The sequence below is a fragment of the Actinomadura coerulea genome (assembly GCF_014208105.1).
GTDB lineage: Bacteria > Actinomycetota > Actinomycetes > Streptosporangiales > Streptosporangiaceae > Spirillospora > Spirillospora coerulea.
Genome location: NZ_JACHMQ010000001.1, coordinates 6,573,786 through 6,586,841, shown reverse-complemented (window position 1 = coordinate 6,586,841; position 13,056 = coordinate 6,573,786). Strand labels below are relative to the sequence as shown.

Annotated in this window: 13 protein-coding genes; 5 read left to right on the top strand and 8 right to left on the bottom strand. The window is 72.2% G+C overall.

All coding sequences use genetic code 11. From position 1 onward, the window contains the following. Positions 1–33: 33 nt before the first annotated feature. Positions 34–1,260, bottom strand: a complete 1,227-nt coding sequence (locus BKA00_RS30540) for a metal-dependent hydrolase family protein (RefSeq protein WP_185030932.1) — start codon at positions 1,258–1,260, stop codon at positions 34–36. Between the two features lie 100 nt (positions 1,261–1,360). Between BKA00_RS30540 and BKA00_RS30535 the strand changes: the two genes are divergently transcribed. Continuing rightward, complete coding sequence (locus tag BKA00_RS30535) at positions 1,361–1,855, top strand: MarR family winged helix-turn-helix transcriptional regulator (protein WP_185030930.1); 495 nt, start codon at positions 1,361–1,363, stop codon at positions 1,853–1,855. A 45-nt stretch (positions 1,856–1,900) separates the two neighbouring features. On the opposite strand, the gene BKA00_RS30530 is transcribed toward BKA00_RS30535, so the two are convergent. Continuing rightward, on the bottom strand, positions 1,901–2,899 hold the full coding sequence (locus BKA00_RS30530) for a zinc-dependent alcohol dehydrogenase family protein (protein ID WP_185030928.1): 999 nt from the start codon (positions 2,897–2,899) through the stop codon (positions 1,901–1,903). Positions 2,900–2,990: 91 nt separating this feature from the next. Between BKA00_RS30530 and BKA00_RS30525 the strand changes: the two genes are divergently transcribed. Both BKA00_RS30525 and BKA00_RS30520 read left to right on the top strand, forming a co-directional pair. Next, the gene (locus BKA00_RS30525; protein ID WP_221493346.1) at positions 2,991–3,323 is read left to right on the top strand and encodes an ArsR/SmtB family transcription factor; all 333 of its coding nucleotides are present in this window, start codon (positions 2,991–2,993) and stop codon (positions 3,321–3,323) included. Between the two features lie 206 nt (positions 3,324–3,529). Further along, complete coding sequence (locus BKA00_RS30520; protein WP_185030924.1) at positions 3,530–4,747, top strand: coiled-coil domain-containing protein; 1,218 nt, start codon at positions 3,530–3,532, stop codon at positions 4,745–4,747. Between the two features lie 127 nt (positions 4,748–4,874). Here BKA00_RS30520 and BKA00_RS30515 read toward each other — a convergent pair whose 3' ends face one another. The 3 genes from BKA00_RS30515 to sigJ all read right to left on the bottom strand — a co-directional run bounded on the left by BKA00_RS30515 (position 4,875) and on the right by sigJ (position 8,452). Next, positions 4,875–6,611 carry a GMC oxidoreductase gene (locus BKA00_RS30515; RefSeq protein ID WP_276530156.1) on the bottom strand — a complete coding sequence of 579 codons (1,737 nt, stop codon included), beginning with the start codon at positions 6,609–6,611 and terminating at the stop codon, positions 4,875–4,877. A 598-nt stretch (positions 6,612–7,209) separates the two neighbouring features. Next, entirely contained in the window at positions 7,210–7,437 is a 228-nt protein-coding gene (locus tag BKA00_RS30510) for a hypothetical protein (protein WP_185030922.1), read from the bottom strand. Between the two features lie 58 nt (positions 7,438–7,495). Further along, on the bottom strand, positions 7,496–8,452 hold the full coding sequence (gene sigJ / locus BKA00_RS30505) for an RNA polymerase sigma factor SigJ (RefSeq protein WP_185030920.1): 957 nt from the start codon (positions 8,450–8,452) through the stop codon (positions 7,496–7,498). A 159-nt stretch (positions 8,453–8,611) separates the two neighbouring features. Between sigJ and BKA00_RS30500 the strand changes: the two genes are divergently transcribed. Then, positions 8,612–9,241 carry an LUD domain-containing protein gene (locus BKA00_RS30500; RefSeq protein ID WP_185030918.1) on the top strand — a complete coding sequence of 210 codons (630 nt, stop codon included), beginning with the start codon at positions 8,612–8,614 and terminating at the stop codon, positions 9,239–9,241. A gap of 172 nt (positions 9,242–9,413) precedes the next feature. Here BKA00_RS30500 and BKA00_RS30495 read toward each other — a convergent pair whose 3' ends face one another. From BKA00_RS30495 to BKA00_RS30485, 3 genes are read right to left on the bottom strand one after another with little or no spacing between them, the layout of a single operon-like run. Then, the gene (locus BKA00_RS30495) at positions 9,414–10,187 is read right to left on the bottom strand and encodes an ABC transporter permease (protein WP_185030915.1); all 774 of its coding nucleotides are present in this window, start codon (positions 10,185–10,187) and stop codon (positions 9,414–9,416) included. Further along, positions 10,184–11,203, bottom strand: coding sequence for an ATP-binding cassette domain-containing protein (locus BKA00_RS30490; protein WP_185030913.1), 1,020 nt, complete (start codon positions 11,201–11,203; stop codon positions 10,184–10,186). The genes BKA00_RS30495 and BKA00_RS30490 overlap by 4 nt, the downstream gene beginning before the upstream one ends. A 37-nt stretch (positions 11,204–11,240) precedes the next feature. Then, the gene (locus BKA00_RS30485) at positions 11,241–11,903 is read right to left on the bottom strand and encodes a DUF4097 family beta strand repeat-containing protein (RefSeq protein WP_185030911.1); all 663 of its coding nucleotides are present in this window, start codon (positions 11,901–11,903) and stop codon (positions 11,241–11,243) included. Positions 11,904–12,167: 264 nt separating this feature from the next. On the opposite strand from BKA00_RS30485, the gene BKA00_RS30480 reads away from it, so the two are divergent. Further along, the gene (locus BKA00_RS30480) at positions 12,168–12,914 is read left to right on the top strand and encodes a GbsR/MarR family transcriptional regulator (protein WP_185030909.1); all 747 of its coding nucleotides are present in this window, start codon (positions 12,168–12,170) and stop codon (positions 12,912–12,914) included. Positions 12,915–13,056: the final 142 nt, after the last annotated feature.

Here is a 13,056-nt window from a genome sequence, read left to right as displayed (position 1 = left end):
GTTCAGGCCAAGGGCCGCGTGCTCGGCGGGGGCTCAGGGCGCGAGGCGGGTGCCTCGGCGCCAGACGGCGCGGGTGTTGAGGGTGTCGGAGATGGTGGTGGTGGGGTCGCCGTCGACGAGGAGCAGGTCGGCGCGCAGGCCCTCGGCGATGCGTCCGCGGTCGTCGAGGCCGAAGCGGCGGGCGGGCGCGGAGGTCGCCGCGCGCAGGGCCTGCACGGGGCTGAGGCCGGCGCGGACCAGGTACTGCAGTTCGTGGTGGACGCTCGCACCGTGGGCGATCCCGCCCAGGAACGGCAGGGGCATGGCGGCGTCGGTGCCCGCCAGCAGGTCCACGCCCGCGTCACCGAGGGCCTTGGCGGTGGCCAGGACGTCTTCGATCTCGCCCTGGGGGTAGTGGCCGTAGCTGGAGCGCAGCGTCGTGTCCCAGGCGGCGTCCAGGCGGGAGGCGACGCGGGGATCGTCGGCGAGGTCGCCGGCGGTGATCCCCATCATGGAGGCGTCCAGGACGAGGCAGGGGACGACGAACACCCCCGCGTCCCTGATCAGGTCGATGATCTCGGCGGTGTGGGGCCGGTCCATGAACAGGTGGGCCAGGCCGTCGATGCCCGCCTCGACGGCCATGCGGGTGGCGTCCAGGGTCAGGGTGTGGGCGACGGTGAGCATCCCGTGCCTCTTGGCCTCGGCCACGCCGGCGTTCAGGGTGGCCTGGTCGAGCATCGGAAGGCCGGGATGCCCTTCGACGCTGCCGTCGTCGACCATGAACTTGATGTAGTCGGAGCCGCGTTCGACCAGCTGCGGGATGAACGCGACGGCTTCCTCGGGCGTGGTGGAGTACGGAATGAGCGGCGCCGGCCCGGCCGGCTTCACGCCCGGGGGCGGCCCGGGGCGGAAACCCTCCGGGAACAGCTCGCTGGGGTGTCCGCCCGGCGGCGTGATGCCGAACCCGGAGGAACGCACATCGGCGAGGGCGTCGTTCTCGCTGATGTCCCCGCGGTTGTCGCGCGTGTGGAGGCCCTGCATCTCCAGCTCGGTCGTCACGCCGAACCGCAGCGCCAGGGCGAGCGACTCCCGGGACGTGTGGACGTGGGCGTCGATCAGGCCCGGCAGGAGCGTCGCCCCACCACCGTCGACGATCTCCGCGTCCGCTGGGACGTCGCCGCCGACGCGGGCGATCCGCCCGTCCTCGACGAGCACGGTGGTCACGCCCAGGGTCTTCTCGCCGTCGAAGACCCGGGTACCGGTGATAGCGGTCACGGCCATGGCTTACCTCGATCCGTAGGGTGCCAATATATAGCACCTGCTATGCAAATGCATCATGTCATGCATATGCATCTCGGCTGCAAGTCCGTAGGATGGCGGCATGGACAACGCCCCCCGGGATCCTGAAACCGACGACAGCGCCCTTCTCGACCAGATCGGGCCCGCGCTGTCGCGACTGCGGCGGCGCACGACGGGCGGGCGCGCGGACCTCACGCGCAACCTCGTCCTCAACGTGGTCGCGAACGCGCCCGGCGAGATGACGGTCGGCGGACTCGCCGCCGAGATGGGCGTCACCCAGCCCGTCGCCAGCCGCACCGTCGCCGCCTGCATCACCGACGGGCTGCTGCGGCGGGCCGCGTCCCAGGCGGACAGCCGCCGCACCGTCCTGGAGCTCACGGACGCCGGAGAGGCCGAGCGCCGCCGCTTCGCCTCCGAGCAGCGCGAGACCTTCGAGGACATCACGGCCGCCTGGAAGCCGGCCGAGCGCGTCCAGTTCGCGCGGCTCCTGGTCCGCTACAGCGAGGACGCCGGCGCCTGGTCCGCCCGGCAACGCCGCCGCGGCCAGGACGGCGCGGGCACCCTTTCGGACGACTGACCGTCCCGCCTCGGCGGAGGCCGCGCCCCGAGAGGCCGCGTGGCGTCAGCGGGGGACGGTGACCACGATCTTCCCGACCTGGGTGTTCGACTCCAGGTGGCGGTGGGCGTCGGCCATCTCGGACAAGGGGAACGTGCGGTCGATGACGGGGCGGAACGCGCCCGAGCGCAGGCCGGAGGTCACGAAGGCGGCGGCGCGGCGGAGGCGCTCGGGGTCCCTGGCCGTCTCCAGCATCGTGTAGGTGCGCATGTTCAGCGCCGGCAGGCCGAGCTCGATGCCCGGATAGGGCGTCGGCTCGCCGCTCAGCGCCCCGTACACCAGGAGGGACCCGCCGGGGGCGACGAGCCGGGCCAGGTCCGTCACGCCGGGCCCCGCCACGGCGTCGAAGACGAACTCGGCGCCCCGGCCGCCGGTCGCCGCGAGCACCCGTCCGGCCACGTCGTCCGACTCGGTGACGATCACTTCGGCCGCGCCCTCCTTGAGCAGCGCCTCCTTCTTGGCGGCGGTGCGGGTCAGGGCGATCGGGGTCGCCCCGACGCGGTCGGCCACATGGATGGCGGCCAGCCCCACGCTGCTGGACGCCGCGTTCAGCACGACCGTGTCGCCGGGCCGCATGCCGCCGACCTCGACCAGCGCGCCGTAGGCCGTCAGGTACGGCATCCAGACCGCCGCGCCCTCGACCGCACCGAGGCCTTCAGGACGGGGCAGCACGGCCGACGCGGGCACGATCGCCTGCTCGGCGTAGACGCCGTACTCGTTCTGCGAGAACCCGGGGACCGTGCTGACCGGCTGCCCTGGCCGGAACCCGGTGACGCCCGCGCCGACCGCCTCCACCACGCCCGCGGCCTCGGTGCCCAGCCTGGCCGGGAAGGCCGCCACGGGCTCGATGTAATGGCCGCTCCGGAACAGCACCTCGGCCCGGTTGAGGCCGATCGCCTCGACCCGGATCCTCAGCTCGCCCGGACCGGGCTCGCCGACCTCCACTTCCTCAAGGCTCATCACCTCGGGACCGCCGAGCTCGTGGAACACCACCGTCATGGCCATCGCGTGGCCCCTTCCTCGTAGCAGGTGGGTCTACTGAAGCCCCTAAGTACGATGGATGTCAAACTTTGATGAGTGCCGTACTATGTGGGGCATGGAGGCCGACCGCGTCCCGACGCACCCCGACGTCCGGACCATCCCGCTGCAGCAGGTCCTTGAGGCCCTGGTCGATCCGGTGCGGCGGAGCATCGTCACGAAGCTCCGCGAGTCCGGCGAGGACATCCGCTGCGGCGGCTTCGACCTGACCGTGAGCAACTCCACGGCCACGCACCACTTCCGGATCCTGCGCGAGGCCGGGCTCATCCGGCAGTACTACGTCGGCACCTCGCGGATGAACGCCCTCAGGCGCGACGAGGTCGACGAGGTCTTCCCCGGCCTGGTGGACGCCATCACCACCGCCCACCGCATGTCCCCCCACCCCGCATAACGCCCCCTGCCGAGCGGTTGACGCCGACCTCCCGGCCAGCACTCCGCGCGCTCACACCCGCACCTGCCGCGCATCCGCCGCGAGCTCGGCGTCCGGGGGCGCGCGTCGGCGGTCGCGGCCGTTCACGAGCGGGGCCTCCCCATCTGACCGATATGTAGCTGTTCGCGGGGGAGGTGCGAAACAGGGTGGTTCACTAGGATGCTCGCGTGGCCGAAGATCAAGAGGTCCTGGACGACGTCGCGCTGACCGCCCCGATCCGGTTGCCCGGCGGCGCGCCGGTGGCCGCGGACGAGCCGGTGGAGCGCGCCACGAGCACCGTCCCCGCGCCGGTGGGCGCGTTCGGGCGGGACGTGGAGCGGCTGGCCGGGCTGGTCGCGCAGCTCGTCGAGAGCGCGGGCGTGCTGGGCGTGCGGCTGGACGGCGAGGTCCGCGACGTGCTGGGCAGCGCGGAGAAGGCGTTCGCCGAGGCGCGGGACGCGCGGCGCGAGGCCGCCGAGGCGGACGCCCGCGCGGCCGAGGCCGAGGCCCGCGCCGAGGCCGCCCGCCTGGACGCCGTGGCGGCTCAGGAGGAGCTGGCCGCGGGGCTCGCCGCCGCCAAGGCGAGCATCACGGCGGCGCAGGAGAGCGAGGCCAACGCGTGGAAGGAGGCCGGCGCCCACCAGCAGGCCCGGGCCACGTCCGCCAACGAGGCCGCGCACGCCGAGGGGATCCGCAAGCGCGCCGAGGCGGCGTGGAGCACCGAGCACCAGGCGCGCACCGAGGCCGAGCGCGAACGCGACGACCTGGCCGCGCGGCTGAGCAACGACCAGCTCGCGCTGGCCGCGACCAAGAGCGACCTCGTGGACGCGCGGGCCGAGCTGTCGGACGTGCGGGCCGAGCTGGCGGAGGCGCGCGCCAAGCTGGAGGCGGGGGCCGACACCGAGCGGCGGCTGCGCGCGGAGCTGAGCGTCGTGCAGGGCGAGGTCGCGGGGCTGAGCGTGGAACGCGACGCCGCGACGGCGCGGGCCGCCGACCTGGCCGAGCGCGCCGAGCGCGCCGAGCAGCTCGCCGACGCGGCCGACGCCCGGATCGACGGCGAGCGGGCGCGGGCCGACCGGGCCGAGGAGCGCGCGGACGCCGCCGAGATCCGCATCGACCGCGACGCCGCGACCGTGCGGGCGCTGCAGGACACCCTGCGCGCCGCGCTGGACCTCCCGGCCGTGGAGGATCTCGACGACGGCCGCGGCGTGCGGGTCGGCGACGCGGGCGCGGTCACCGTCCAGCCCGGCGGCCTGGTCGGCGTCGACCAGGTCCCCGAGCTGATGGACGGTGAACTGGCCGGACGGTTCGCCCGCGCGATCCTGGCCGTCCGCGTCCACCAGGCGACCCGCCGCGCCGTGGAGGAACCGCCGGCCGAGCCCGAAGAGGCCGGAGCCGAGGAGTAGCCCCGGGCCCGAGCCGTCAGGCTTCGCCTGGACGGCCGGCTGCCCTGATCCCGTAGCCGTGCTGCGGACCGTCCGCGAGCGCGGCGAGGATCAGGAATCCATCGATCATCTGACTATGGCGAGATCGTCACCTGAGCGCGGCGGGGGCCGTGGGCGGGACGGCGGGGGCCTCAGGCTGGACGCGGCCGATGCGCTCGTAGGGGCGTCCGGGCTCGGGACGGGGGTCCTTCTGGCCTCGGTTCGGCCAGAACGCCATGGCGCGCTCGGCCTGGGCCGTGATGGTGAGGGACGGGTTGACGCCGAGGTTCGCGGTGACCGCCGAGCCGTCCACGATGTGCAGGCCCGGGTGGCCGTGGACGCGGTGGTAGGGGTCGACGACGCCGGTCTCGGGCGTCTCGCCGATGACGCAGCCGCCGATGAAGTGCGCGGTCGTCGGGATGTTGAACAGGTCGAACCACGTCCCGCCGGGGGTGGCGTCGAGTTCCTCGGCGAGCATCCGGACGGCCTTGTGCGCGACGGGGATCCAGGTGGGGTTGGGCTCCCCGTCGCCCTGGCGGGCGACGAGCCCGCGGCGGCCGAGGCGGCCGCGCTTCTCGCCGATCGTGATGGAGTTGTCGGCGGTCTGCATGACCAGGGCGATGACGGTCCGCTTGGCCCAGTCCCTGAGGGACAGGCCGCGCAGGATGACGGTCGGGTGCCGGGCGGCCTGGCCGAGGAACCTCAGCCAGCGGGGCGCGCCGCCGCCGTCGACCAGCAGGGTCCGGATGACGCCCATGGCGTTGTTGCCCGCGCCGTAGCGGGTGGGTTCGATGTGCGTCTTGTCGTCGGGGTGGAACGACGAGGTGATGGCGAGGCCCGTGCTGTGGTCCACGTCCTTCGCGCGGTGCCAGACGGTCATGCGCTCGACGCCGAGGAGCGCCTCGGAGTTGGTGCGGGTGAGCTCGCCGAGTCGCGGCGACAGGTGCGGGAGGCGGCCGGCGGCGCGCATGCGGTGGAGGAGGCGCTGCGTCCCGTACGTCCCGGCGGCGAGGACGACGTGCTCGGCGGTCAGCGTCCGGCGGCGCCTGCGGAGCGGGCCGGTGCGCTCGGCGGTCACCTCGTACCCGCCGGGCTCCCGGGGCGCCAGGGCCGTGACCGTGGTGTCGGGGATGACCTGCACGCCCGCCTTCTCCGCCAGGTACAGGTAGTTCTTGGTCAGCGTGTTCTTCGCGCCGACCTTGCAGCCGATCATGCAGGAGCCGCAGCCGGTGCAGGTGGTGCGGCGGGGGCCCGCGCCGCCGAAGTAGGGGTCGTCGGCCTCCTGGCCCGGCTTCTCGCCGAAGAACACGCCGACCGGCGTCGGATGGTAGGTGTCGCCGACGCCCATCCGGTCGGCGACGCGCTTCATCGCCTCGTCGGCGGGCGTGACGAGCGGGTTCACGGTGACGCCGAGCATGCGGCGGGCCTGGTCGTAGAACGGCGCGAGCTCGTCCTGCCAGTCGGTGATGTGGCCCCACTGGCGGTCCCTGAAGAACGGCTCCGGCGGGACGTAGAGGGTGTTGGCGTAGACGAGGGAGCCGCCGCCGACGCCCGCCCCGGCCAGCACGAGGACACCGGCCTTTCCGCCCACCAGGTGGACGCGCTGGATCCCGCGCATCCCGAGGCGCGGCGCCCACACGTACTTGCGCAGCCGCCAGGACGTCTTCGGCAGCGTGCCCTCGTCGAAGCGGCGCCCGGCCTCGACCACCGCGACCCGGTAGCCCTTCTCCGCCAGCCGCAGGGCCGACACGCTGCCGCCGAACCCCGAACCCACCACGATCACGTCGAAGTCGAAGCCCTCACCGGACACCGTGCTTTTTCCGGACGCCGCGCTTTTGCTGGACACCGCTAATACCGCCTTCGTCGGAGAACGAAGGGGCCGAGTGTGGCCTCTTCACTGCGTCGCGCGCCATGCAGGCGGCGCAGTGATTCGGGACCCGTGTTTGTGATCGGAGTGACAAAGCCCGGATCGGCGAACGACCGCCCGCCCGCGGTCGCCGTTGACCATCCGGGTGGTCGCCGAATCAGCCTGTTCCGCGCCCTTTTCCTGGAGTCATCCGACAAATCCCCAGCTCAGCGGCAGCATCGGCCTCCGGAGCGAAAAATGAACCGGCTCCCACCCTGCGGGTGGGAGCCGGACAGATTCACCGCCCTGGGCCTGCCTCATCGTGCGGAGGCGGCCCTGGCCGGGTTACTTCTTCTTCTTGGGGGTGAACACCCTGATGACGACCCGCGCCGTCGTGGTGATCGCCGCACCGGCGATCTTCCCCATGTCCACGGCGACCTGGTCGGCCGGCTTCTTGGGCATATGTCTTCATCTCCTGGTTTGCGCGAAACTTGCCACGGTCGACTGTCGACCGCACGACGTACCGTCTCCGTTCCCGACCCGCTTGTCAAGCAAAACGATCTTTTCGGTGAACCGCCCCGGGCTGGGCTGTCGGCTCTCAGCCGGCGGTGAAGGTGTCGAGGACGGTGATCTTCCAGTGGCCGTCGCGGCGGACGGCGGTGACGGTGATCTCGACGGCGGCCGGCATCCGGGCCCTGGTGATCGTCCGCGCCTTCGCGACCTCCCGCTCGAAGGCGGCCCGCCCCTGGGTGACCTGCCGGACCGCCCCGGCGGCGGGACGCAGCGCGAGTACGAGAAGCGCCCGTTTTCCGCACGCCGAAAGCACGCGAACGTCCTGCCGTCCGGCTGCGGCTACGGCTGGACCCGGCGGCGGGGGGCGGGCGTCAGTCCGTCGTCCAGTGGCGGAGTTTCTCGGGGTTGCGCACCACCCAGATGCGCTGGATCCGGTCGCCCGCGACCTGGAACGCGAACACCGTCACGACGGCGCCGCCCTGCCGGGCCACCAGGCCGGGCTGACCGTTGACCGTACGCTCCACGAACGTCATGTCGTCGGGCGTGCGCCGCGCGAGTTCGATCCAGGCGCGCGCGATCTGCTCGCCGCCTTCGATGGGGCGCGGGAAGGTGACGGCGAGGCCGCCACCGTCGGCGACCGCCACGGCGTCGGGGTCGACCAGGCGGATGAGGGCGTCGATGTCCTTCGCCTCCCATGCCCGCTTGAAGGCTCTGACGACGCCGGCGTGCTGGGCCGCCGGAGTCGCGGAGGGCCGCGAGGCGCGGACGCGGCGGCGGGCCGAGGAGGCCAGTTGGCGGCACGCCGCCGGGGAGCGGCCGACGATCTCGGCTACTTCGGCGAAGGGGTGGCGGAAGACGTCGTGCAGGATGAAGGCGACGCGCTCGGCGGGGGTCATCGATTCGAGCACGACCAGGAAGGCCAGGCTGAGCGACTCGTCCAGGGTGACCCGTTCGGCCGGGTCGGCGGTCGCGCCGTCCGGCCGGCCGCCGATCCATTCCGTGCGCTCGGGCAGCGGCTCGGGGATCCAGTCGCCGACGTAGGTCTCCCGCCGGGCCCGTGCCGAGCGGAGCAGGTTGAGGCAGATGCGGCCGGCGACGGTCGTCAGCCACGCCCCGGGCACCTCGATGGCGTCCTGCTGCTGCCGGGACATGGCGTACCAGCGGGTGTAGGTCTCCTGGACGGCGTCCTCGGCCTCGGCCAGCGAGCCCAGCAACCGGTACGCGAGAGCGGTCAGGCGGCGCCGCTCGCTCATGATCGCGTCCAGTTCCGGGCCGGGCCGGTCCTGTTCCGGCTCGGATCGGGTGGTCGGCTCGGATCGGGTGGTCATCGCGCCGTCGGCTCCCTTGGTCGTATCCGGTCCTCACCTGTTCGACAGGACGGCGCACCGGATTGTGAGGCGACGCGCCGGCCTCACATTTCCGCGGGCTGCGTTGTCGAACTGCTCGGACCCCCACATCATCCGGCGAACAAGGAGCTGAGCGACATCATGACCACCTCGATTCCGGAGACCCCCTTCACCGACGCGGCGTCCGAGCAGCGTCTGGAGCGGGCGGCCGCCGCGCTGACCGCGCACGGTTTCACCGTCGAGATCCTCGATGACGCCGCCGCCGCGCGTACCCGTGTCAGGGAACTGATCCCTGAGGGGGCCAGCGTGTTCACCGGGGCCAGCGAGACCCTCCGCCTGTCCGGCATCGGGGAGGACATCAACGGCAGCGAACGGTACGAGGCCGTCAAGCCGCGCGTCCTGGCCATGGACCGCGCCACCCGGATGGACGAGATCCGGCGGCTGTGCGCCAGCCCCGACGTCGTCGTGGGCAGCGTCCACGCGGTCACCGAGACCGGTTCCCTCGTGATCGCCTCGGGCAGCGGAAGCCAGCTGCCCGGCTACTCCGGCGGCGCCGCCCGCGCGATCTGGATCGCCGGGGCGCAGAAGGTCGTCCCCGACCTGGAGACCGCGCTGCGCCGCGTCGAAGACCACTGCCTGCCGCTGGAGAACGCCCGCGCCCTGAAGACCTACGGAACGCCCAGCGCCGTCAACCGCCTTCTCATCCTCAACGCGGAATACCAGCCTGGACGCGGCACCGTCCTGCTGCTCCGCGAGACCATCGGGTTCTGACCGCCGGAGGTCGTCCAGCCGGGCGGCGCCGTGCCTCGCTCGGCACCTCCGCGCGCCCGACAGCGTGGCTGCCATGGGCCCCGACCCTCCAGGTGGAACGCGCCCAGGGACCCCAAAGCGGTCAGGGCCGTCAGACCCGTTGGTCTGACGGCCCTGGTCGGCCGGTTCACGGTCAGGCCTTGTTGTAGGTGCGCTTGGCCCACAGGTAGGAGAGGACGGCGAGGCCGGCGCACCAGGCGGTGGCGATGGCGCCGCTGTTGCCGATCGGGGTGCCGAGCAGGAGGCCTCGGACGGTCTCCATGATCGGGGTGAAGGGCTGGTACTCGGCGAACCAGCGCAGGGCGGTGGGCATGGAGTCGGTGGGGACGAAGCCGCTGCCGAGGAAGGGCAGCAGGATCAGGGGCATCGGGGCGTTGCTGGCCGCCTCGGGCGTCTGGGCCTTCAGGCCGAGGGCGACCGACAGCCAGGTGATGGCCACCGCGAACAGGGTCAGCATCCCGGCGACCGCCAGCCATTCGACGGCGGAGGCGTTCGGGCGGAAGCCGATCGCCAGGGCGATGCCGACGAGGACGGCCATGCCGAAGAGCTGCTGGACGACGCTGGCGACGACGTGGCCGGTGAGGACGGAGGCCCGGGAGATCCGCATGGTGCGGAAGCGGGCGACGATGCCCTCGGTCATGTCGGTGGCGACCATGACGGCGGTTCCGGTCGCGGCGGTCGCGGCCGTCATGAGCAGGATGCCCGGGATGACGTAGTTGACGTAGGCGTCGCGGCCGCCGCCGAGCCCGTCCCCGAGGGTGCCGCCGAGGACGTAGACGAACAGCAGCAGGATGATCACCGGCGTGATGATCAGCTGGATCGTCATGGACGGGTAGCGGACGATGCGCTTGAGCTGCCGCCGGACCATGGTGGAGGAGTCGCGCGCGGCGAGGGTGAGCGAGCTCATCGGAGGGCCTCCTTGTTGCCTGCCGTGCTGTCGGTCGTGCTGTCGGTCGTGCTGTCGGTCGTGCTGTCGGTCGTGCTGTCGGCCTGGCGGCCGGTGAGGGTGAGGAAGACGTCGTCGAGGTCGGGCGTGTGCACCGACATCTCGTCGATCTCGACCGAGTGCTCGTCCAGGACGGCGAGCACGTCCCGGAGCATCCGGACGCTGCCGTCGCTCGGCACCTGGAGGGTGAGCGCCTCGGGGTCCGGGGTGCCGACGCCGAGGGCCAGCGCGGCGGCGTCGAGCCGGCTCGCCTCGCCGAACTTCAACAGGATGTGGCCGCCGGGGATGCGCCGCTTCAGCTCCTCGGACGTCCCCTCGGCGATCAGCCGCCCCTGGTCCAGGAGGGCGATGCGGTCGGCGAGTTCGTCCGCCTCCTCCAGGTACTGGGTGGTGAGGAAGATGGTGACGCCGCTCCGGACGAGGTCGCGGACGATGCCCCACATGGCGCGGCGGCTGCGGGGGTCGAGTCCGGTGGTGGGCTCGTCCAGGAAGATCAGGCGCGGGTCGCCGACCAGGGTCATCGCCAGGTCGAGCCGGCGCCGCATCCCGCCGGAGTAGGTCGAGGCCGGCTTGCCCGCCGCGTCGACCAGGTCGAACTTCTCCAGGAGCTCCCCGGCCTTGCGCTTGCCCTCGCGCTTCGGCAGGTGCCTGAGGTCGGCCATGAGGAGGAGGTTCTCCTCGCCGGTCAGCAGCTTGTCGACCGCCGAGTACTGCCCGGTCACCCCGATCGCGCCGCGCACGTCGTCGGCCTGGCGGCCGAGGTCGAACCCCGCGACGCGGACCTCGCCGGCGTCGGCGCGGATCAGCGTGGACAGGATCTGGACGGTGGTGGTCTTGCCCGCGCCGTTCGGGCCGAGCAGGGAGAAGATCGTCCCTTCGGGGACGGCCAGGTCGATGCCGTCCAGGACGACCTTCTCGCCCTTCTTGTCGCGGTAGGACTTGCGCAGTCCGGTCGCCGCGATGGCCAGGTCGGTCATGATGCTGCTCCTTGGGGGGTCGCTGGGGGGCCGCGAGTCAGAGGCTGCGGGCGGTGATGTCGCCCTGCATGGTGGTGGCGCGGACGTCGAGTTCGACGGTGCCGTCGTTCTTGAGGGCGTTGCTGACGCGGCCCTGGGTCGTGCCGGCGTCCAGGGAGGCCGAGACGCCGGGGGCGGCGCCGACCGAGATGTCGCCGGACATGGTGCGCAGGACGACCTCGCCGCGCACGGCCTCGGCGATCCGGATGTCGCCCCGCTGGGTGCTGATCTCCGCCGGGCCGCCCAGCCGTCCGACCTCGACGTCGCCGTCGGTGGCGGTGAGCCGGAGGCTCGCGGCCTCGTCCAGCTTGATCGAGCGGTAGGCGCCCTCGAAGGCGACGTCGCCGAACCGTCCGACGGCCCGGAACTCGGTGGCGGCCGCCTTCCCCTCGACCCGGGAGCCGGTGGGCATCTGGACCGTCACCTCGATGGATCCGGAGGAGCCGAGGTACTGGTTCTTCACGGGGACCGCGATCCGCAGGACGCCGTCGGCGTACTCGACCGCGGTCTGCTCCGCGGCCTTCACGTCGCGTCCCTTGGAGGGGTCGGCGGGCCGGATCTCGACGGCGGTGTCGGCCCGGTCGGCGGCGATGAGCTGGACGCGGCCCGCGGGGACGTCCAGGACGGCGGAGATCGGGGCGGGGGTGTCGAACTTCTGCATCGTGCTCTCCTAGCGGTTCGCCTTGCGGCTGCTCGTTTCCAACAACGCAAAAGCTACGTTGCTTTCCAGATTCACACAACATGTTCATTGCATCTGACTGGCGTTTACGCAGCTCAGAGCATTGAAATCATTGCAACGAGCCGACAACTAACGCAACGCAACACTCGCGATTCGTTGCAATCGAGTGAAGATGAACGCTATGGTGGAGGCGTCAGGCAACATCGAGCAACGCCGGGGCCCCGCGGGGGCACGAAAGGGGTCGTGATGCCGGGAGGCAGGCTCACCCAGCAGGAGCGCCAGCAGATCGCGGTCGGGCTGGCCGACGGCCTCGCCTACGCGGAGATCGCCCGCCGTCTCGACCGACCGACGTCCACGGTCACGCGCGAGGTGATGCGCAACGGCGGCCCCACCGGCTACCGCGCCGACCTCGCCCAACACGCCACCCAGCGCCGCACCCGGCGGCGCACCCAGACCGCGCCCCGGGGGACGCAGGCGGCGCCGCAGCCCTACGGACGCGACGCCGAGGCCGTCCAGGAGTTCCAGGAGGCGCTCACCACCGTCATCATGACGTCGGGCCTGCCCAAGATGACGGCCCGGGTGCTGGGCTGCCTCTACACCGCCGACACCAGCCTCACCGCCTCCGAACTCGCCGAGCACCTCCAGGTCAGCCCGGCGTCCATCTCCAAGGCGGTCACGTTCTTGGCGGACCTGGAGCTCATCCGCCGGGAGAGCGATGGCCGCCGCGAGCGCTACGTCGTCGACAACGACCTCTGGTACCAGTCGATGATCCGCAGCGTCCGGGACAACGACCGCTTCAGCGAGACCGCGAAGCGGGGCGTCGCCATCCTCGGCCGCGGCACCCCGGCCGCCACCCGCCTGGAGAACGCCGCCCGCTTCCTCGACTTCATCGGCGAAAGCCTGACCCGCGCGATGGAGCAGGCCCGCGACGTCCTCTACACCAAACCGGAAACCCCCCCGACCGCCGCCACCCAGGACCCCCAGCCCCGTTGACTTGCGGCGTGTTGCCCTTCTGCGGGCGCCGATAAGGGCAACACGCCGCAAGTCGACGAGTGGCGTAGGTCTCACTCGCGGCCTGTTAGAGGGGCGTGGGCGCCGGTGTCTCGTGTTCGTCAGGAAGCCGCGCGAACTCCTC